Raw genomic sequence first — 18746 nt, 5'->3', positions numbered from 1 at the left:
GGAGGCTTCCCATCATGTCCATTGCTGCAATCCCCGATGTTTCGCTGGTCGACAACAGTGAGCAGCGCACGCCGCTGATCCTGGTGCTGGACTGTTCCGGCAGCATGAGTGGTGGCCCCATCGAGCAGTTGAACGCGGGCCTGAAGCTGCTGGAGCAGGAGCTGAAAGCCGATGTGATCGCGGCCAAGCGTGTGCGCGTGCTGCTGGTCGAGTACGGCGGCATGGACAACGCGGCCATCAGCTGTGACTGGTGCGATGCGATGGATTTCACCGCGCCCACGTTGTCGGCCAATGGCACCACGCCGACCGGTGCGGCCGTGGAAGTGGCGCTGCAGGAGATTGAAGACGAGAAGGCGCGCTTCCGCCAGGCCGGCGTTGCCTACACCCGGCCGTGGCTGTTCCTGATGTCCGATGGCCAGCCCACGGACGCCTGGGAAGCGGTGGCCGAGCAGTGCCGCGAGGCCGAGCAGCAGAACAAGGTGGCGGTGTTCCCGATCGCTGTCGGCAATGCTGACATGAGCGTGCTGGGTCAGTTCAGCCGCAATGGCGAGCGCGGCGTGAAGCGCCTGCAGGGCCTGCAGTTCAAGGAACTGTTCCTGTGGCTGAGCGCCAGCATGCGGGTAGTCTCCAATTCGACACCCGGTGGCCAGGTGCAATTGCCGGCCACCGACAGCTGGTCACAAGTGCCGGTCTGACCATGGCCTGGCGCGTGATGGCCGCATCGGCCACGGGACGGTCCCATCTGGACCGTGGGCAGCCCTGCCAGGACGCCTATGCGTCGGTGCAGGTGGGGCAGACATTGGTCGCGGTGGTCTGCGATGGCGCAGGCTCCGCATCGCATAGCGATGTGGGCGCCCGGCATGTATCCAGCAGCGTGGCGGCGTCGGTTACCGGGTCCGCGCAGCTCGGCGCCGATCCACTGGCACTGCCGGTGGACGCGCTGCGCAGCATCATCGAAACCGCTGTCGACGATGCGCGCGGGCAGCTGGCGATGCTTGCGCTGAGCCAGGGCCTGAAGCTATCCGACCATGCCTGCACGCTGGTAGGGGCGGTCGCTACACGCGATGGCGGCTGGTTCTTCCATGTCGGCGATGGCGTGGCCGCGTGTGCGTTCAGCAATGAATCGCCCGATGCGGTATCGCTGCCTGCCAATGGCGAGTACGCCAACGAAACCTGGTTCGTGACCGGTGGCAATTGGCGCGAGCAGCTGCGGTTGACCCGCTTCGAAGGGGCCATCGATGCGCTGGTGCTGATGTCCGACGGCGTGCAGCCGTTTGCGATGTCGCGCGCGGGCGACAGCCTGTTCCAACCGTTCATCGCACCGGTGATCCGTTATCTGGCCGGCGTGGACGAGACCCACGGCAGCCAGGCGTTGCACGCGACGCTGGCCGACCCGCGCACCGATCAGATCACCGGCGACGACAAGACGTTGCTGGTCGCGCTGCCGGCCTGAGCACATGCCCGGGCGCAGCGGCGAAAAGGTCTACGACGCGCAGCGCAGGCCGCTCACCCTGGAGCGGCTGCTCAAGAGTGGCGGTGCGGGCAGCGTGTTCACCCTCAAGGAGCGGCCGCGCGAAGTGGCCAAGCTCTACCATTCGGACAAGGATGCGCGCGTCTACGAGCGCAAGCTGCAGGCGATGCTGGAGCTGCAGCCGGACCTGCCGCCGATGGAAGGGCAGGGGGCCGACCAGGTACAGATTGCCTGGCCGATAACCCTGCTGCGGGATCGCAGTGGGCGTTTCATCGGCTTCACCATGCCGATCCTGGATCTGTCGGCTACCAGCGATCTGGAACATGTACTGCAGGAGCGGCAGGCACGCGCCGAGGGCCTGCCCACCGGATTGGGCGCGAAGATGACCCTGGCCGCCAACCTGGCGGTGATGCTGGCCGCGCTGCACCGGCGGCAGCACTATGTGGTCGACCTCAAGCCGCTGAACGTGCGGTTCTATCGCAGCACCTTGTTCATCGCGATGCTCGATTGCGATGGTTTCAGCATCCAGGGCAAGGGCGAGCGCTTTCCGGCCGGCCAGGTCACCACCGACTATCTGGCGTCCGAGTTCCAGCAGCCGGGGGTGAAGCCGGGCCAGGAGGAGGCGCAGGATCGATTCGCGCTGGCGGTGATGGTGTTCCAGCTGCTCAATTCCGGCCTGCATCCGTATGCGGGCCGGCCGCAGGGGGCGACGGTGCCCAGTGACCTGCCGGCACGCATCGCCGCCAACCTGTACCCCTACGCGCGTGGCAAGCCGCATCCGCGGATGCGGCCCTCACCGGTCAGCGGCCATGAGATGTTTCCGCCGGCGCTGCGCGACATGTTTGATCGTGCGTTCTCGGCGCAGGCGCGGCGGAGGCCTTCGGCGCAGGAATGGGCCACGCTGCTGCTGGACTACGCACGGCGCAACGCCGGTCAGCTGGTGGCGTGCGGCAAGGACGCGGCCCACCAGCATTTTGTCGGCATGCCCTGTGCCGCCTGCGCCCGCGCGGAACTGCTGGCCGGCAGCGCACGCGCGGCGCAGACCCGCACGCGGCAGAAACCGAACAAGGCCCGCAAGCAGCGTGCACGCGCCGCCGCGCGCGTCGCCCAGGCGCAGCCGGTCGCCGCGCAGGCGTCGGCGGCCAGCGGCGTTCCCGGCGTGATGTCGCGGGTGACGATGGCGGTGATCGGCACGCTGCTGCTGGGCTGGGTGATGGGCTGGGGCATGCCGGCCTACCGCCGCTACAGCGCGCTGGTGGACCCGGGCATCTGGGATGGCGTGGGGCTGGCCGTGCAGATGGCCATGCTGGCGATCGCGATCCTGCTGTTCATCCTGTTCGTGCCGATGCTGATCATGAGCAAGCGCCCATGAAGCTGCTGGGTGTACTGGCCGTGCTGTTGCTGGCGCTGATCGGGATGGCGCCGTTCTGGGGCGACCTCGGCGTGCTGGTCTACAGCTCGATCGGCTGGCTCGGACGAGTGCTGTCGAGCGGCGTGTTGAGTGATGGCAGGGCGGCGTTGCGTGCTGCGCTGCTGATCGGCGGAGCGGTGTCGGTGCTGTCATTCCTGCGCGTAGCGGTGCAGGACCGGGCCGTGGACTATCTGATCGCGTCGGTGATGTTCGGCTTCCTCTCGTTCGTCGTCTTTATCGTCACCGGCATTTCCGGGAATGGCGCTACGGGCGCAGGAAGCGGTCAACAGGGGCCGAACTCGGTACTGGTCGGCGAGGATCGCACTACGGTTCCGCGCTGGTACTCGCGCGGTCATTTCGAGCGGGAAATGCTCAACAAGGTGCACGAAACCGCGCGCACTGCTGCCCGTGGCGATCTGCCGCGTACGCAGGCGCTGATGCAGGAGCTGGATCTGTGGGCGCGCAATGGCCCCGTGCTGCGCGAAGACCGCACCGAGTACGAGCGCCTGCGCGCGGCGTACAACGAGACCATCGAGACCCTTGCCGCCCGGTCCGGCCGCCGCACGCAAAGGACGGCGGGGCTGGCCAGCGATGCGGGCGCGATGGTGGACCGGCTGACGGCGGAGGAAGCGCGCGAGCTGGAGCTGAAGCAGGTCGAGCTGCTGCAGCAGATGTGGAAGCTCTCGCCATCGAGCACCTCGGTTGCGATGCGCCTGCTGGCGACGGATCTGCAGGAGCTGGCGATCCGCTCACGGTGGTCGCCGCGCAAGCCGTTCGACCGTGAGGGCGACGCGGCACTGGAAGAGCGCCTGTGGCGCATCCACGGCACGCAGGAGGTGTTGTTTGCCTATGCACCGCTGGAGGAGCGTCTGTGGAATGCCTACGCTTCGACGATGGTCGACACGGACGAAGAGCTGGCGCTGGGCGCGCTGGTGATTGCCGGACTGATCGACCGCAGTGACAAGAACGCTTCGTCCGATCCCGCCCGGTTCGACGTGAACACGCTGCTGCTTGGCAGCGACGTGTTCATGCTCTCGACGCTGCTGGCCAGTGCGTCCGAAGACCGCATGGAGATCCTGACGGCGCGCGCGACATTGCTGCTGGGCGATGACGATCGGCAGGCGAAGGCAGGCAAAGGCAATGCGCCGGACGCCGCCGACACCCCCGCAGACCCCGCTGGCCCGGCGGTCTCGGAGCCTTCGCCGCCGGCGGTCCCGAAAGCGGATACCGCCAGGCAGGCGCAACGCGCGATGCCGCCAGCGGGGATGCTGGTCGATCGCAAGGGCCTGGCGTTGCGTACGTCACCCTCTCTGCCGCCGTCGTCGCCACCAGCAGAGTATGGGCAGGTGCTGGTCGACCTGCCCGCCGCCGGCTTCAAGGACCTGCGCCATGGCATCCCGCTGCGCGCACCTGTGGAGGCCGACACCATGGTGACCCTGCAGGTGGATGTCTGGCAGACCGGCGTGGTTACGGCAGTGCTGGTGGAAGGCAGCAGTGGCAGCCCCCAGCTGGATGAGGCCGCGCGCCGGGGCGCACGCACTTGGCTCAGCGCGTCGAAGGTGCCCACAGGCGGCGAGCGCAGGCAGGTGACGGTCGTGTTCAAAGCGCCTGTCGCCGCCACGCCGCCGGCGGTGACCGTGGACGCACCAGCGCCGACGGCCATGGACCCGCCGCCGCCGCAGCTGGACCCCGAGCAGGCGCTGGGCGCGCAGTTGGCGGCGATGACGCGCCGGCATCCCCCGCGTTATCCGCGTGGTGACGGGGAGACGGTGCTGGAAGGCAGCGTCGAGCTGCTGATCACCATGTCAGCCGAGGGGCGCGTGCTCGATGTGACCGTGGACCGCAGCAGCGGACATCCTGCGCTGGATCGCGCCGCCCGTGAGGCTGCACTGCAATGGCACGTCACCCCCCGGCGGCCGGTGACCACGGTCAAGCAGATCACCCTGCGTCTCCCGGTGCAGTTCCAGGGCGGCTGACGGATCAGCCCGAGACGCGGCCGTCACCGCGCCCGTACCGGTTGCCGCAGCACCGTTTTCAGGCGAGCAGGCTCTACCTTGCGTGGGTCGCCCAGGTAGATCTCATGATGCGGCCCGGCGAAGGTCAGCCCCTGTGCCGGCATGATCCGTTCATGCAGTTCGGCCAGTGTCGGGCCCTCGTCATCGTAGGCGCCTACATGCAGCGTCTGCAGGCACAGGCCTTCCTCGTAAAGCGCCAGTCGCAGGCTCTGCGGCGCGGTACCACGCTTGTCCGATGCCTTGGCCACCGCTTCGTTGAAACGCGGAACGCCGACGTCCAGCGGCGTGCGGATCATCATCGTCCAGCGCCACGCGTGCTTGCGCCGTGCCACGAAGCTGGACGGGTCGTCGGCCCACCACAGTCCCTCCAGCGGCGGCACCACGTAGTCCCGTCCTTCGGCCTTCATCGCGAACTTCAGTGCGTAGCTGACCGAGTACAGCCACTCCACCGCATCGCGATAGGCCGGCGCCTGGTTCGGATCACCCTGTCCATCGACCATCACGAAGGACATCGGCGGCACCTCGATCCGCACGAACGAGCCGACCGGTGGCCGGTACAGCGCCTTGTCCTGCGTCTTGAAGTCGATCTTCGCCGGCGTGGCCGCGGACCGGGTCATTGCGCGGCTCCGTTGGCAGGCCCCTTCAGCTCCACCGTGTTGCCGTCCGGATCCTTGAAGTACAACGACAATCCGTCGCCCTCGGCACCGAAGTTGACTTCGGCCGGCGCCGGCACCGGTACGCCGTGGGCGGCCAGGTGGGCGACCAGCGCCGCTTCGTCGAAGGGGTGCACGCGCAGGCACAGGTGGTCGACATTGCGCCCTTCGCTGCCCGGTCCGCTGCCGCCGTGGCGACCGAGCGTGCCGTCCAGGCTGATCAGGTCGATCATCGATGCACCTGCGCGCAGGTGCACCAGACCCAGGTGCTCGCGCCGCCGCACCACCGCGCAGCCCAGCACTTGGCCATAGAAGGCTTCGCTGCGGGCCAGATCGCGCACCCTCAGCACCAGGTGGTCGATGCGTTCAACGCTGAAGGGTCTGTCCATGCCGGGTTCCTCGAAGAAAGGGGAGTCACAACTTGCTGAACCTGTTCAGTCGACTGTGCCGATCGAGGGGCCTCGTCGTCCTCGTGGCCGATGCTACGCTGCCATCCCCGCGCGTTCTGCCTGCCGCAATGGCGCGGTGCGACAACGTGTCGCATCCAGATCCGGGCCTTTCCTGCGCCTGATCATTGTCAATGCCTTTCTTAAATGGTGGGTGACGGCCTAAAATTGAAAGGCTGACTCGACCCCACCTCACCTGCCTGTCTTCTGGACGGGTGGGCCCGGCTTTGGCCGGTGCGGGCAGGACGGGGAACGGCATTCCCTCGCAATTGGATCGACCGATGATTCCGTTGAAAACCCTTGGGCGCTGGTTGCGCCCGGGCCTGCTGCTCGCATTGCTGGTGATGCTCACCGGCTGCGATGCCGTGGCCATCCTCAGTCCGAAGGGCCAGATCGGCCAGGATGAAAAGACACTGCTGATCACGGCCACCGTGCTCATGCTGCTGGTCGTCATCCCGGTCATCATCATGACCCTGACCTTCGCGTGGAAGTATCGCGCCTCCAACACCAAGGCCCGCTACGAGCCGAAGTGGTCCCACTCGACGGCGATCGAGGTGGTGGTGTGGTCGATCCCCTGCATGATCGTGCTGGTCCTGGCGGTGCTGACCTGGCGGTCCTCGCACGCGCTGGATCCGTACAAGCCCCTGGAATCGGACGTCAAGCCGGTCACCATCCAGGCGATCTCGCTGGACTGGAAGTGGCTGTTCATCTATCCGGAAGAGAAGGTCGCGGTCGTCAACGAGATCAAGTTCCCGGTCAACACCCCGCTGAACTTCGAGATCACCTCCGATACGGTGATGAATGCGTTCTTCATCCCGCACCTGGGCAGCATGATCTATTCGATGGCGGCGATGGAGACCAAGCTCCACCTGATCGCCAACGAGACCGGTGAATTCCCGGGCATGTCCTCGCACTACAGCGGTGCAGGCTTCGCCAAGATGCATTTCACTGCCTACTCGGTCACCGATGCGCAGTACCGCCAGTGGCTGGACCAGGTCCGTGCCGGCGAGCAGAGCCTGGACAAGGCCTCGTTCAAGGCGCTGGGTGAAGCGAAGAATTCCGAGTGGTACCCGGTCACCTACTTCGGCAAGGTTGAAGACAACCTGTTCGACTGGGTCATCGCCAAGCACATGGGCGACAACAAGCACTACGGCATGAAGCATTCCCATGCGGGTGCGGCTGCTGCCGATGCGTCCAGCCATGAAGCGCACGAGGGGCACGCCCCGAGCGACGCGCATGATGCCAAGGAATCCGGGAAGAACCTGGATGCCACCGAAGAACACGAACACGCTGGCCATGAAGGCCACATGGGTTCGGGAGAATGAACATGTTGGGAAAACTCTCTCTTGAGTCGATCCCCCACGATCCAATCGTGCTGACCACCCTGGTCGGTGCGGTGCTGGGTGGCCTGGGCGTGATGGCCCTGATCACCAAGTTCAAGTTGTGGGGCTATCTGTGGAAGGAGTGGTTCACCTCGGTGGATCACAAGAAGATCGGCGTGATGTACATCATCGTCGCCTTCGTCATGCTGCTGCGCGGTTTCTCCGACGCGATCATGATGCGTACCCAGCAGGCCATCGCCGTCGGCGGGTCCGAGGGTTACCTGCCGCCGCACCACTACGACCAGATCTTCACCGCCCACGGCGTGATCATGATCTTCTTCGTGGCGATGCCGCTGATCACCGGCCTGATGAACCTGGCTGTGCCGCTGCAGATCGGTGCGCGCGACGTCGCGTTCCCGTTCGTCAACTCGCTCAGCTTCTGGCTGTTCGTGTCCGGTGCGGTGCTGATCATGCTGTCGCTGTGGATCGGTGAATTCGCCGCCACCGGCTGGCTTGCGTTCCCGCCACTGTCGGGCATCGAGTACAGCAACAATGTAGGTATGGACTACTACATATGGGGACTACAGGTGGCGGGTCTGGGTACCACGTTGAGTGGTATCAACTTCTTCATCACCATCCTCAAGATGCGCACCCCGAGCATGAAGCTCATGCAGATGCCGGTCTTCACCTGGACCGCTCTGGTGACCAACGTGCTGATCGTCGCCGCCTTCCCGGTGCTGACCATCACCCTGGTGCTGCTGACCCTGGACCGTTACCTGGGTACGCACTTCTTCACCAATGACGGTGGCGGCAACGCCATGCTGTACATCAACCTGATCTGGATCTGGGGCCACCCGGAAGTCTATATCCTGGTGCTGCCGGCCTTCGGCGTGTTCTCCGAGGTCATCGCGACCTTCTCGCGCAAGGCCCTGTTCGGCTACAAGGGCATGGTCTACGCCACCGCCTGCATCGGCGTGCTGTCGTTCATCGTGTGGCTGCACCACTTCTTCACCATGGGCTCGGGTGCCAACGTCAATGCCTTCTTCGGCATCACGACGATGATCATCTCCATCCCCACCGGCGTGAAGATCTTCAACTGGCTGTTCACCATGTTCCGCGGTCGCGTGCAGTTCACCACGCCCGTGCTGTGGACCATCGGCTTCATGGTCACCTTCACCATCGGCGGCATGACCGGCGTGATGCTGGCGATCCCGGCCATCGACTTCGTGCTGCACAACAGCCTGTTCCTGATCGCCCACTTCCACAACGTCATCATCGGCGGCGTGGTGTTCGGCATGTTCGCCGGCATCACCTACTGGTGGCCGAAGATGTTCGGCTTCCGCCTCAACGAGTTCTGGGGCAAGTGCGCGTTCTGGTGCTGGTTCATCGGCTTCTATGTGACCTTCATGCCGATGTACGTGCTGGGCTTCATGGGCATGACCCGTCGTCTGCAGAGCACCGTCAACCCGGCCTACGAGCCGTTCCTGCTGGTGGCCGCTGTGGGCGCCTTCATCGTGGGTGCCGGCATCCTGTGCCAGATCATCCAGGTGGCCGTGTCGATCCGCGACCGCAAGAAGACCGCCGACCTGACCGGCGACCCGTGGGATGCCCGTACGCTGGAGTGGGAAACCTCTTCGCCGCCGGCTTTCTACAACTTCGGCACCCTGCCGGAAGTCACCGAGCTGGACGATTTCTGGGAGCGCAAGCAGCGTGGTGAAGCTTGGCCGAAGCCGGCCAAGTACACCGACATCCACATGCCGCGCAACACCGGCACCGGCGTTGTCATCGGCGCCTTCAGCCTGGTGTTCGGCTTTGCGATGATCTGGCACATCTGGTGGCTGGCCATCATCGGCTTCGTCGGCATGATCGCCACGTTCATCTACCGCACCTTCGACCAGGACGTGGACTACTGGGTCCCGGCTGCCGAGGTGGAACGCATCGAGAACGAACACCGCAAGCACCTGGAAGCCCAGGGCCTGGTGAAGTCGGAGCTGAAGGCATGAGCACCAATACCTCGACCCTGAGCCACGGGCACGCCGCACACGCGGCGGCCCATGGCCATGACGACCACGAGCACCACGACACCGGCGGCAACACCGTCTTCGGTTTCTGGGTGTACCTGATGAGCGACTGCCTCATCTTCGCCTCGCTGTTTGCCACCTACGTGGTGCTGGCCGGCGGCACTGATGGCGGCCCCGGCGCGAAGGACCTGTTCGAGCTGCCGTTCGTGGCGTGGGAAACCGCGCTGCTGCTGACCTCGTCGCTGACCTTCGGCCTGGGCATGATCTCCATGCACCGCAAGCAGGTCGGCCAGATGTTCCTGTGGCTGGGCATCACCTGGCTGCTGGGCTTCGGCTTCATGTGCATGGAAGTCTATGAATTCCAGCACCTGATCCATCAGGGCTACGGTCCGGACCGCAGTGCGTTCCTGTCGGCGTTCTTCGCCCTGGTCGGTACCCACGGCCTGCACGTCAGCGCCGGCCTGCTGTGGCTGCTGGTGATGTTCGTGCAGCTGAAGAAGTACGGCCTGACCCCGACCAACAAGACCCGCATGGCGTGCCTGAGCCTGTTCTGGCACTTCCTGGACCTGATCTGGATCGGCGTGTTCTCCGTCGTCTATCTCAATGGAGCGCTGTAATGGCACATGACAACCATGCACACGACCACGCCGCCGGCGGCGAAAGCCACGGCACCGTGAAGTCGTACCTGATCGGCTTCGTGCTGGCGGTGGTGCTGACCGTCATCCCGTTCTACATGGTGATGTCGGGTGATTTCTCGCGCACCGTCAACGGTGTGGTGATCGCCATCACCGCGGTGCTGCAGATGCTGGTCCACCTGGTGTTCTTCCTGCACCTGGACCGCTCGTCGGAGAGCCGCTGGAACGTCAACGCTGCGGCCTTCACCGTGGTGGTGATCGGCATCATCGTGGTCGGTACCCTGTGGGTCATGCACAACATGAACGTGCACATGATGCACTGACGTCTTCGCGACGTTGCCACGCAGAAAGGCCGCCCCCGGGCGGCCTTTCTGTTTGTTGCGCGATCGCGGTTGCCGTTCAATGCACCCGGAGGATGCAGTAGATCCACGCCATGCGTGGATGCAGTTGCCGTTCAATGCACCCGGAGGATGCAGTAGATCCACGCCATGCGTGGATGCGGTTGCCGTTCAATGCATCCGGGGTATGCAGTAGATCCACGCCATGCGTGGATGCGGTTGCCGTTCAATGCACCCGGAAGATGCAGTAGATCCACGCCATGCGTGGATGCGGTTGCCGTTCAATGCATCCGGAGGATGCAGTAGATCCACGCCATGCGTGGATGCGGTTGCCGTTCAATGCACCGGAGGAAGCAGTAGATCCACGCCATGCGTGGATGCGGTTGCCTCTCAACCCACCTTGCGCAGGAATTCCTCGGCCTCCATCGGCCGCCCCAGGTGGTAACCCTGCAGCTGGTCGCAGCCCAGCTCGCTCAGGTAATCGCGCTGGGCCTGGGTCTCCACGCCCTCGGCCACCACCTGCAGCTGCAGGGTACGGCCCAGCGCGATGATCGAGGACACGATGGCGGAATCTTCGTCATTGCGTTCAAGGTCATGCACGAACGCCCGGTCGATCTTCAGCTCGGTGGCCGGCATGCGCTTGAGGTACAGCAGGCTGGAATAGCCGGTACCGAAATCATCGATGGCGATGTGCACGCCCATCGCGGTCAGGTCGTTGAGGATCGCCAGGCTGGCCTCGACATCCTTCATCGCCGTGGTTTCGGTGATCTCCAGGGTCAGCCGCGCCGGGTCGATGCGATGCCGCTGCAGGACCGAACGCACGCTTTCAAGCAGGGCCGGCGAGGCGAACTGCAGCGGAGACAGGTTCACCGCCATCGTCCAATGGCTGTGTCCGCCGTCATGCCAGGCGCGCAGCTGCGCGCACGCCTGGTCCAGCACCCAGTCGCCGATCGGCAGGATCAGGCCGCTGCGCTCGGCGATGGGAATGAACACGTCCGGCGCCAGCAGGCCCAGTTCCGGGTGCTGCCAGCGCAGCAGCGCCTCGGCGCCGGTGGCCGGTGCATCGGCCGCCGGGAATTTCGGCTGGTAGTGCAGCAGCAGCTCGTTGCGCGCGATCGCCTTGCGCAGGTCCTGCAGCAGCCGCAGCTGGCGGTTGGCACTGAGCTGCATCGAGGGAATGAAGAAGGTGTAGCCGTTGCGGCCGGTTTCCTTGGTGTGGTACATCGCCGCATCGGCATGTGCCATCAACTCGCGTTCGTCACTGGCATCGTCCGGATACAGGGCAATGCCCAGGCTGGCGGTGACCTGCAGCTCGGCCGCGTCCAGCACGAACGGTTCACCTGCCGCGGCGATCACCCGCTCGGCGACCACCACCGCATCGTCAGGCGTATCGATGGCCAGCACGATCACGAACTCGTCGCCGCCGAGGCGGGCGAGAGTGTCCTGCGGGCGCAGCTGCGCCCCCAGGCGCTGGGCCACCGCGACCAGCAGGCGGTCACCCAGCTGGTGGCCATAGGCATCGTTGACGGCCTTGAAGCCATCCAGGTCGCAGAACATCACCGCCACCGACTGCTGGCGGCGTTGCGCCTTCTCGATGGCCTGCTCGATGCGATCCTGCAGCAGCATGCGGTTCGGCAGCTGGGTCAGCGGGTCGTGCAGTGCGGCCTGGATCAGCTTGTCGTTGGCGTGCGCCAGGGAATCGGCCAGCAGGCCGGTGCGCACGCGCATCTGGCGGTCGAACAGCGAGGCCACCAGGGCGATGCCGAGCGTGGCCAGGGTGGTCACGATCACCAGCACTGCCAGCCAGCGGGGATCGATGCCGCCGCTGCCGATGGCGCCGCAGACGCTGCCTGGCGGGAAGCGCGCGGCGGCCATGCCGGTGTAGTGCATGCCGACGATGGCCAGGCCCATCACCAGCGACGCCAGCATCCGCAGGCGCACCGTGTTGCGCTGTTCCACGCGCAGCCGGAAGGCAATCCACAGCGCTGCACCGGCGGCAGCGATGGCCACTGCGATCGACGCGGCAAACCAGCCGGGGTGGTAATCGATACCGGGCTGCATGCGCATGGCGGCCATGCCCAGGTAGTGCATGGCGGCGATACCCAGTCCCATCAGCACCGCACCCGCGGCCAGCCGCTGCAACGGCAGGCTGGGGCGCGACACCAGCCACAGCGCATAGGCCGACGCGCCGATCGACACCGCCAGCGAATACAGGGTGATCGCCAGGTCGTAACCGACCGGAACCGGCAGCTTGAAGGCCAGCATCGCGATGAAGTGCATCGACCAGATGCCCAGGCCCATCGCGGCGGCACCGCCGGCCAGCCACCAGCGGGCGACCCGGCCCTGGGCCGTGGCCAGGCGGCCGGCCATATCCAGCGCGGTATACGATGCCAGCATGGCCACCAGCAACGAGATGGCGACCAGGCTCTGACTGTAACTACCAGTCATGTTGAATCCAGAGGAGGAGGGAGGGGCGCCCGCAAGGCGCACGCCCGCCACCGCTATCGGCACCGACGGGTGGGACTTGAGTGGTCGCAGCAGCTGCGACCCGGCTCGGCTATCCTGCCACGCTCGTTGCCCCTGCAGGAAATCTCCGATGGCCAAAGCCCGCACCGCGTATGTCTGCAATGAATGCGGCGCCGAATACAGCAAGTGGCAAGGCCAGTGCACCGAGTGCAATGCCTGGAACTCGCTGTCGGAAATCGTCCTTGAGAGCGCTGCGGCGGCCAAGGCGCCCGCCTCGCGCCGTGCCGGCTGGGCGGGCAAGATCGACCCGCCGAAGATCACCGCACTGAAGGATGTGGCGCAGACCGAACACAACCGGGTCAGCACCGGCATCGGTGAATTCGACCGCGTGCTGGGCGGCGGCCTGGTCGAGGGCGCGGTGGTGCTGGTCGGTGGTGATCCGGGCATCGGCAAATCCACCCTGCTGCTGCAGGCGGTGGCGAAGATGGCTGCGGTCCTGCCGGTGCTCTACGTCACCGGTGAGGAATCACTGGCCCAGGTCGCCGGCCGCGCGCATCGGCTGGAGCTGCCGCTGGAGGGCGTCAACGCGCTGGCCGAGACCGGTGTCGAATCCATCCTGCAGCACGCCACCAAGAGTGGGCCGCGGCTGATCGTGGCCGATTCGGTACAGACGCTCTGGACCGAGACGCTGACCGCCGCGCCCGGTTCGGTCAGCCAGGTGCGCGAGAGTGCCGCACGGCTGGTGCGCTTCGCCAAGGAAACCGGAACCGCCGTGTTCCTGGTCGGCCATGTGACCAAGGAAGGCGGCATCGCCGGCCCGCGCGTGCTGGAGCACATGGTCGATGCCGTGCTGTATTTCGAAGGCGAGAGCGGCAGCCGCTTCCGCCTGCTGCGCGCGTTCAAGAACCGCTTTGGTGCGGTCAACGAGCTGGGCGTGTTCGCGATGGGCGACAAGGGCCTGAAGGAGGTCTCCAATCCGTCGGCGATCTTCCTTTCCGGTGGCAGCACGCACCAGCCGGGCAGCTGCGTGATGGTTACCCGCGAGGGCACCCGGCCGCTGCTGGTGGAAGTGCAGGCGCTGGTCGACGCCTCGCCGCTGTCCAATCCGCGCCGCGTGGCGGTGGGGCTGGAGCAGAACCGCCTGGCCATGCTGCTGGCGGTGCTGCATCGGCATGGCGGCGTGCTGGTCGGCGACCAGGACGTGTTCGTCAACGTGGTCGGCGGCATCCGCGTGCAGGAGACTGCCGCCGACCTGCCGGTGCTGCTGGCGGTGCTGTCCTCGCTGCAGGACCGTCCGCTGGCCGAGAAGACCATCGCGTTCGGCGAAGTCGGCCTGTCCGGTGAAATCCGGCCGGTGCCCAACGGCGAGGACCGCCTGCGCGAGGCGGCGACCCACGGTTTCAAGCGCGCCATCGTGCCCAAGGCCAATGCCCCCAAGGGCGGCTCGGTGAAGGGCATGGAAGTGATCGCGGTCGAACGCCTGTCCGAGGCCATCGACGCGGCGTGACCGGGGTCGGGTCCGTGCTCGGACCTGCAGATGCGGCCGACGGCACAGCAGCGGTCAGCCAGCCTGTGCTAGTTTTCCCGGCTCGACGAAGGCGCCCCCTGGCGCCTTTCCGTGGCAAGGAGTAATCGTTTACATGCAGGACCCGATGTTCAGCACCCCCGCCGCCGAAATCCGCCGCGCCGGGGTCGATCTCAATGGACTGATGACGGTGCTGGGCAAGCACCTGTATTCCACGCCGATGGTGGCGCTGCGCGAGCTTGTGCAGAACGCGCACGATTCGATCATCCGTCGCCGTATCGAGCAGCCCGGCATCCAGAGTGTGTCGCGCATCGACGTGCAGGTCGATGTCGCCGCCGGCGTGCTGCGCATCACCGATACCGGTGCCGGCCTGACCCGGCAGGAAATCCACGATTACCTGGCCACGGTCGGTGTCGGTTACACCCGGGGCCTGCGCCAGGACGGCGAGGACGATGAAGGCCTGATCGGCATGTTCGGCCTGGGTTTCCTGTCGGCCTTCGTATTGGCGCGCCGTGTCAGCGTGCGCACCACCTCGTACCAGGCGCCGCAGCTGGGCCACCTGTACGTGTCCAGCAACGCCGAGCAGTACACCGTCAGCGAAGTGCCGGCGCGCGCGATCGGCACCGAGGTCGAGCTGGAGCTGCATCCGGACTTCCTGCCGCTGGCCAACGAAGCGCGCCTGCACGAGGTGCTGGGCCGCTACTGCGCGCTGCTGTCCGAGCCGATCTTCATCGGTGCGGCGACGGCCGCGATCAATCCCGAACCGCCGCCATGGCGCGGGCAGGGTGACGTCGCCCTGCATCCGGTGCAGGCACGCCGCCAGGCGCAGCAGTTCGCGGCCCGTTTCGAACACGATTTCGAGCCCATCGTGACGATGCCGCTGCAGCCCGATGGCAGCAGCGACGCCGTCGGCATGCTCTGGGTGCAGGACGGTGCCACCTACGGCACCAGCGACAACCGCAACCTGTCGGTGTTCGTGCGCGGCATGCTGCTGGACGACGATGCACGCGACCTGCTGCCGCCTTGGGCCGGTTTCATCGGCGGGGTGATCGAATCGTCGAAGCTGACCCCGACCGCCAGCCGCGAGGACCTGCAGCGCGATGACCACTATCGCGCCGTGCAGCACGCCCTGCTGGAAGCGCTGATCGATGGCCTGGCCGACGTCGCCCGGCAGCAGCCCGAAGCCTGGCGCCGCGTGCTCAGCCGCCACAATGAAGCCCTGCTGGGCGCGGCGCTGTGCGATGAGCGCCTGTTCGACCTGCTGCTGGAACACGTGCGGGTGCCGACTTCGCAGGGTGACCTGCCGGCCAGCGCGTTGCCGGCGCGCGGCGCAGTGCATGTGATCCTCGACAACGGTGGTGGCTTCGAGGAAATGCTGTTCCGCGCAATGGGCGTGCCGGTCGCGCATGGTCATCGCTACGCGGTGGTGCCGTTCCTGCGCCGCTGGGCCCAGGCCAAGGGCCTGCGCCTGGTCGAACTGGGTACCGAGCAGGGCAACCGCGCACTGTTCCGCACCGACGACAGCCTTGACGATACGCAGTTGGCTTGGCTGCGCGAACACCTGGGCGACGGCGAACAGCTGCTGCCGGCGCGGTTCAGCCCCGAGGCGTTGCCGGTGGTGGTGGTGCCCGACCGCGAGGCCGAACTGAAGCAGCGCCTGGAAGACGACGAGAACGACAAGCGCGTATCGATGGCGGCACTGCGGCTGGCGCGCCAGTTCACCGCGCGCATCGAGGCGCGTGCGCCGTCGCGGCTGTACCTCAACCTGGACAATCCAGCGGTGCAGGCGTTGCTGCAGGCCCAGCGCGAGGGCCACCCGCAGGCCGGGGCGGCAGCGCGCCTGCTGCGCTCGCTGAAGATCATCGTGTCCGCACAGGGCCGGCCGCTGCAGCAGAGCGCGGCGACGCCGGGCCCCGATCTCAATGGTGCATTTACCGACATTGCCGGTGCCCTGCAGCAGATGCTGCGCTGAGCACCGCTACTCCCTCTCATCCAGCCTTCGCTAGACAGGAGCATTACCCCCATGGATATCTGGAACTGGGTCGAAAAACTGCAGGAAGACCTGCGCCAGGCAGGCCAGGCGCAGAACGCCCACCTGCTGACCCGCCTTGCCGATGAAGTCAGTGAACTGCAGGTCGACCGCGTCGATGCACTGCTGCCCGAGGCGCGCGCGCTGGGCAAGGCGCTGGACAACCCCTGGGTCGACGTCTATGTCGGCCATTGGGCGCTGCGCAACCGCGTCGGCAACCGCGTGGAAGGCGAAAGCGCGCTGGGCGAGTCGGTGGCGCTGTTCGAGCGCGCACACCGTGCCGATACCCTGGACTGCCCGCAGTCGATCTGCGTCACCCAGGATCTTGCCGCCTGCTACGGCAACATCGATGGTCCGGGCTGGGTGCCCGAGCGCATCGAGGTCTGCGACGAGACGCTGGGCCGCATCGACCCGAGCTGGGCCTGCTTCCAGTGCCTGAGCTGCGAGAAGGCCGACGCGCTGCTGGACGACGGCCGCGGCCAGGACGCGCTGGATTACCTGCAGGTGCAGGCGGCGGCGATCCAGGCGCGCGGCAAGGAAGTGTTCGACAGCTTCCCTGAAATGCAGATCAAGATCCTGCTGGCCAGCGGCCGTGCGCAGGAAGCGCTGGCGCTGATCGAGAAGCGCGAAGCCGAAGTGGCCGCTGCGGGCGAATACGAGCCAGCCAACTGCACGGTGCCGCGCCGGCTGTCCAAGGCCTGGGCACTGGCCCAGCTGGGACGCGATGAAGAGGCGCTGCAGCAGCTGGTGCCATGGAGCGAGCTGACGCCGAATCACTGGCGGTTGTGGGCCAATACGGCTTCGACACTGTGCAGCCGTGATGCCGCCCGCAACACCTGGGATCTGGGAACGCGCTTCAACACGATCATCGAGCACTTCGCCGCTGTCGGCGCGCATCGCCTGGTGATCGAGATCGCCGCGTTGAGCCTGGAGCTGGCCCTGCAGCGCGGTGCACGCTGGGTGGCGCAGCGCCAGCTGGGTCTGGCCCGCACCCATCTGGCGCAGCTGCGCCAGGACCGCGGCGCTGCCGCGCTGGTGGCCGGTCTGGCGGCACGCATCGAAGCGCTGCCGCAGATGGCGCCGCTGCCGGTGCCTGCCGCTGAGCTGCTGGCGTGGCTGGAAGCGCAGGGCGAACAGAACCAGTCGCGCGATCCCGAGCGCGAAGCGCAGTGGCTGCTGCAGGCGCACGCCGAGCGGCCGGACGACGGCGCGCTGGCCGAGGTCGCCGCCTCGGCGCTGCATGCCTGTGGCGCGAAGAGCGAAGCGCAGGCGCTGCTGTGGGACTTCGTGCGCGGCCACGCGCAGGAAGACGGCGCGGCGGCCTACACGCTGATGCGTTGGCTGGCCGAGCAGGGCGATGATGATGGCCTGCGCAGGCTGGCCGCGACCTACCGCGACAGCGTGCCGGTGTTCGCGCACTGGTGCGAGGTGCAGCGTGCACGGCGCGCGTCCGACTGGCCAGCGCTGGAACAGGCCGCGCAGGCATTGCTGGCGTTGTCGCCAGGTTCGAACGGCGCACGCGGGACGCTTGCCCGCATGTACATGGAGACCGGCCGCTTCAGCGAAGCACAGGCCTGCTATGCGCAGCTGGTGGAACTGCTGGAAGAGCCCAGTGCCGCGCATTGGGACCATATGAGTGCGGCCAGTGCGGCGCGCGACTGGGATGCGGTGCGCCGCTCGGCGGCAGCAATCGGCATGGAACTGTCCAGCCAGCAGGGCGTGGTCGAAGAGCCCTGGGGCTGGGTGATCATCCGCAGCGAAGAAGGCGGCGAGCCGATGGAGTACTACGCCCGCCGCAGCGGCCCGGTGACCGCGCGCATCGTCGAGAACGCACCGGCCAACCGCGCGCAGCAGGTGGGGGACTGGGTGGTGTTCGACGCCGGCCTGGTACACCCCGCACCCGAGGACGAAGCGGAGCGCGAGCACTTCATTCCGACCTATGCGCAGGTGCATGTGCTGGAGCGGGGTGGTTTCGCGCGCAGCTGGCTGGTCGACGGCGCGCACCCGGGCGAGGAGGCATGGAACGCTTTCGTGGAGGCAGCCGAGGCACAGGGCTGGAAGGTGTGGTCGCACAGCCGTGCGGACTACACCGTGACCGATCCGGACGCGGAAGACGGGACGTTGCCGGGCCTGTTGTTCACCGTCGCTCAGCCGCAGGACCATGCGCCGCTGGCGCTGCACCGCTTCCTGCAGCAGGCCACGGCGGATTGGGCACATCCACACTGCTGGCTGCGCCTGGCCGAGGCCTGCGACCAGGACCGCCAGCCGCATCTGGACGCGATCGAACGGTACGGGTTGTAATCCCTGCCGCGCTGCGCGTTCGCCGGGCATGGCCCGGCGCTACCGGGCAACACGCATGGGTAGCGGCGGGGGACGTCCGGGGGGCCTCCACAGTAAAGGAAAAGGAGAGGTGA

The 18746-nt window shown here is 66.5% G+C and carries 14 protein-coding genes; 11 read left to right on the top strand and 3 right to left on the bottom strand.

The genetic code is table 11. The features are described from left to right. Positions 1-14: 14 nt before the first annotated feature. Genes AC3WTC_RS09745 through AC3WTC_RS09730 form a run of 4 tightly spaced genes read left to right on the top strand, consistent with a single transcriptional unit; the run spans position 15 to position 4858 of the window. The gene (locus tag AC3WTC_RS09745) at positions 15-695 is read left to right on the top strand and encodes a vWA domain-containing protein (RefSeq protein ID WP_492711339.1); all 681 of its coding nucleotides are present in this window, start codon (positions 15-17) and stop codon (positions 693-695) included. Between the two features lie 2 nt (positions 696-697). Further along, positions 698-1453: a PP2C family serine/threonine-protein phosphatase gene (locus tag AC3WTC_RS09740; protein WP_033830639.1), complete on the top strand. Its 756-nt coding sequence runs from the start codon at positions 698-700 to the stop codon at positions 1451-1453. A 4-nt stretch (positions 1454-1457) separates the two neighbouring features. Continuing rightward, positions 1458-2843, top strand: coding sequence for a hypothetical protein (locus AC3WTC_RS09735; RefSeq protein WP_492711338.1), 1386 nt, complete (start codon positions 1458-1460; stop codon positions 2841-2843). Next, a complete protein-coding gene (locus AC3WTC_RS09730; protein WP_492711337.1) occupies positions 2840-4858 on the top strand; it encodes an energy transducer TonB family protein in 2019 nt (672 codons plus the stop codon). The genes AC3WTC_RS09735 and AC3WTC_RS09730 overlap by 4 nt, the downstream gene beginning before the upstream one ends. Before the next feature lie 23 nt (positions 4859-4881). Here the strand turns inward: AC3WTC_RS09730 and AC3WTC_RS09725 are convergent, their stop codons facing one another. Both AC3WTC_RS09725 and AC3WTC_RS09720 read right to left on the bottom strand, forming a co-directional pair. Continuing rightward, a complete protein-coding gene (locus AC3WTC_RS09725) occupies positions 4882-5514 on the bottom strand; it encodes a GyrI-like domain-containing protein (RefSeq protein ID WP_080149402.1) in 633 nt (210 codons plus the stop codon). After that, the gene (locus AC3WTC_RS09720; protein ID WP_080149401.1) at positions 5511-5939 is read right to left on the bottom strand and encodes a VOC family protein; all 429 of its coding nucleotides are present in this window, start codon (positions 5937-5939) and stop codon (positions 5511-5513) included. The genes AC3WTC_RS09725 and AC3WTC_RS09720 overlap by 4 nt, the downstream gene beginning before the upstream one ends. A gap of 338 nt (positions 5940-6277) precedes the next feature. On the opposite strand from AC3WTC_RS09720, the gene cyoA reads away from it, so the two are divergent. The 4 genes from cyoA to cyoD are packed head-to-tail and all read left to right on the top strand — an operon-like array spanning position 6278 to position 10297. After that, positions 6278-7321, top strand: a complete 1044-nt coding sequence (gene cyoA / locus AC3WTC_RS09715; protein WP_025873834.1) for a ubiquinol oxidase subunit II — start codon at positions 6278-6280, stop codon at positions 7319-7321. Between the two features lie 2 nt (positions 7322-7323). After that, the gene (gene cyoB / locus AC3WTC_RS09710) at positions 7324-9321 is read left to right on the top strand and encodes a cytochrome o ubiquinol oxidase subunit I (RefSeq protein ID WP_025873833.1); all 1998 of its coding nucleotides are present in this window, start codon (positions 7324-7326) and stop codon (positions 9319-9321) included. After that, on the top strand, positions 9318-9956 hold the full coding sequence (cyoC, locus tag AC3WTC_RS09705; RefSeq protein WP_025873832.1) for a cytochrome o ubiquinol oxidase subunit III: 639 nt from the start codon (positions 9318-9320) through the stop codon (positions 9954-9956). The genes cyoB and cyoC overlap by 4 nt, the downstream gene beginning before the upstream one ends. After that, positions 9956-10297 (top strand): cytochrome o ubiquinol oxidase subunit IV, encoded by a 342-nt coding sequence (gene cyoD, locus AC3WTC_RS09700; RefSeq protein ID WP_025873831.1) that lies wholly within the window; start codon positions 9956-9958, stop codon positions 10295-10297. Before cyoC ends, cyoD begins: the two co-directional genes overlap by 1 nt. A 405-nt stretch (positions 10298-10702) precedes the next feature. Here the strand turns inward: cyoD and AC3WTC_RS09695 are convergent, their stop codons facing one another. Continuing rightward, positions 10703-12760: a putative bifunctional diguanylate cyclase/phosphodiesterase gene (locus AC3WTC_RS09695; protein WP_032975990.1), complete on the bottom strand. Its 2058-nt coding sequence runs from the start codon at positions 12758-12760 to the stop codon at positions 10703-10705. Between the two features lie 148 nt (positions 12761-12908). Here AC3WTC_RS09695 and radA point away from each other — a divergent pair, with 148 nt between their 5' ends. The 3 genes from radA (at position 12909) to AC3WTC_RS09680 (ending at position 18633) form a co-directional block, all read left to right on the top strand. After that, positions 12909-14285: a DNA repair protein RadA gene (gene radA, locus AC3WTC_RS09690; protein WP_492711336.1), complete on the top strand. Its 1377-nt coding sequence runs from the start codon at positions 12909-12911 to the stop codon at positions 14283-14285. Between the two features lie 133 nt (positions 14286-14418). Next, complete coding sequence (locus AC3WTC_RS09685) at positions 14419-16275, top strand: ATP-binding protein (protein ID WP_080149397.1); 1857 nt, start codon at positions 14419-14421, stop codon at positions 16273-16275. Between the two features lie 51 nt (positions 16276-16326). After that, on the top strand, positions 16327-18633 hold the full coding sequence (locus AC3WTC_RS09680) for a tetratricopeptide repeat protein (RefSeq protein WP_279209446.1): 2307 nt from the start codon (positions 16327-16329) through the stop codon (positions 18631-18633). Positions 18634-18746: the final 113 nt, after the last annotated feature.

The sequence above is a fragment of the Stenotrophomonas sp. FW305-C-20-S1 genome, assembly GCF_058783335.1.
Note: the sequence above shows the minus strand (reverse complement) of the source record. Positions and strands in the feature narration are given on the sequence as shown.

Coding starts and splice junctions, on each gene's coding strand:
- AC3WTC_RS09695 (WP_032975990.1), bottom strand. CDS start 12,760: ATGACTGGTAGTTACAGTCAGAGCCTGGTCGCCATCTCGTTGCTGGTG.
- AC3WTC_RS09730 (WP_492711337.1), top strand. CDS start 2,840: ATGAAGCTGCTGGGTGTACTGGCCGTGCTGTTGCTGGCGCTGATCGGG.
- AC3WTC_RS09685 (WP_080149397.1), top strand. CDS start 14,419: ATGCAGGACCCGATGTTCAGCACCCCCGCCGCCGAAATCCGCCGCGCC.
- cyoA (WP_025873834.1), top strand. CDS start 6,278: ATGATTCCGTTGAAAACCCTTGGGCGCTGGTTGCGCCCGGGCCTGCTG.
- AC3WTC_RS09720 (WP_080149401.1), bottom strand. CDS start 5,939: ATGGACAGACCCTTCAGCGTTGAACGCATCGACCACCTGGTGCTGAGG.
- cyoC (WP_025873832.1), top strand. CDS start 9,318: ATGAGCACCAATACCTCGACCCTGAGCCACGGGCACGCCGCACACGCG.
- AC3WTC_RS09725 (WP_080149402.1), bottom strand. CDS start 5,514: ATGACCCGGTCCGCGGCCACGCCGGCGAAGATCGACTTCAAGACGCAG.
- AC3WTC_RS09745 (WP_492711339.1), top strand. CDS start 15: ATGTCCATTGCTGCAATCCCCGATGTTTCGCTGGTCGACAACAGTGAG.
- AC3WTC_RS09680 (WP_279209446.1), top strand. CDS start 16,327: ATGGATATCTGGAACTGGGTCGAAAAACTGCAGGAAGACCTGCGCCAG.
- AC3WTC_RS09735 (WP_492711338.1), top strand. CDS start 1,458: ATGCCCGGGCGCAGCGGCGAAAAGGTCTACGACGCGCAGCGCAGGCCG.
- AC3WTC_RS09740 (WP_033830639.1), top strand. CDS start 698: ATGGCCTGGCGCGTGATGGCCGCATCGGCCACGGGACGGTCCCATCTG.
- cyoD (WP_025873831.1), top strand. CDS start 9,956: ATGGCACATGACAACCATGCACACGACCACGCCGCCGGCGGCGAAAGC.
- cyoB (WP_025873833.1), top strand. CDS start 7,324: ATGTTGGGAAAACTCTCTCTTGAGTCGATCCCCCACGATCCAATCGTG.
- radA (WP_492711336.1), top strand. CDS start 12,909: ATGGCCAAAGCCCGCACCGCGTATGTCTGCAATGAATGCGGCGCCGAA.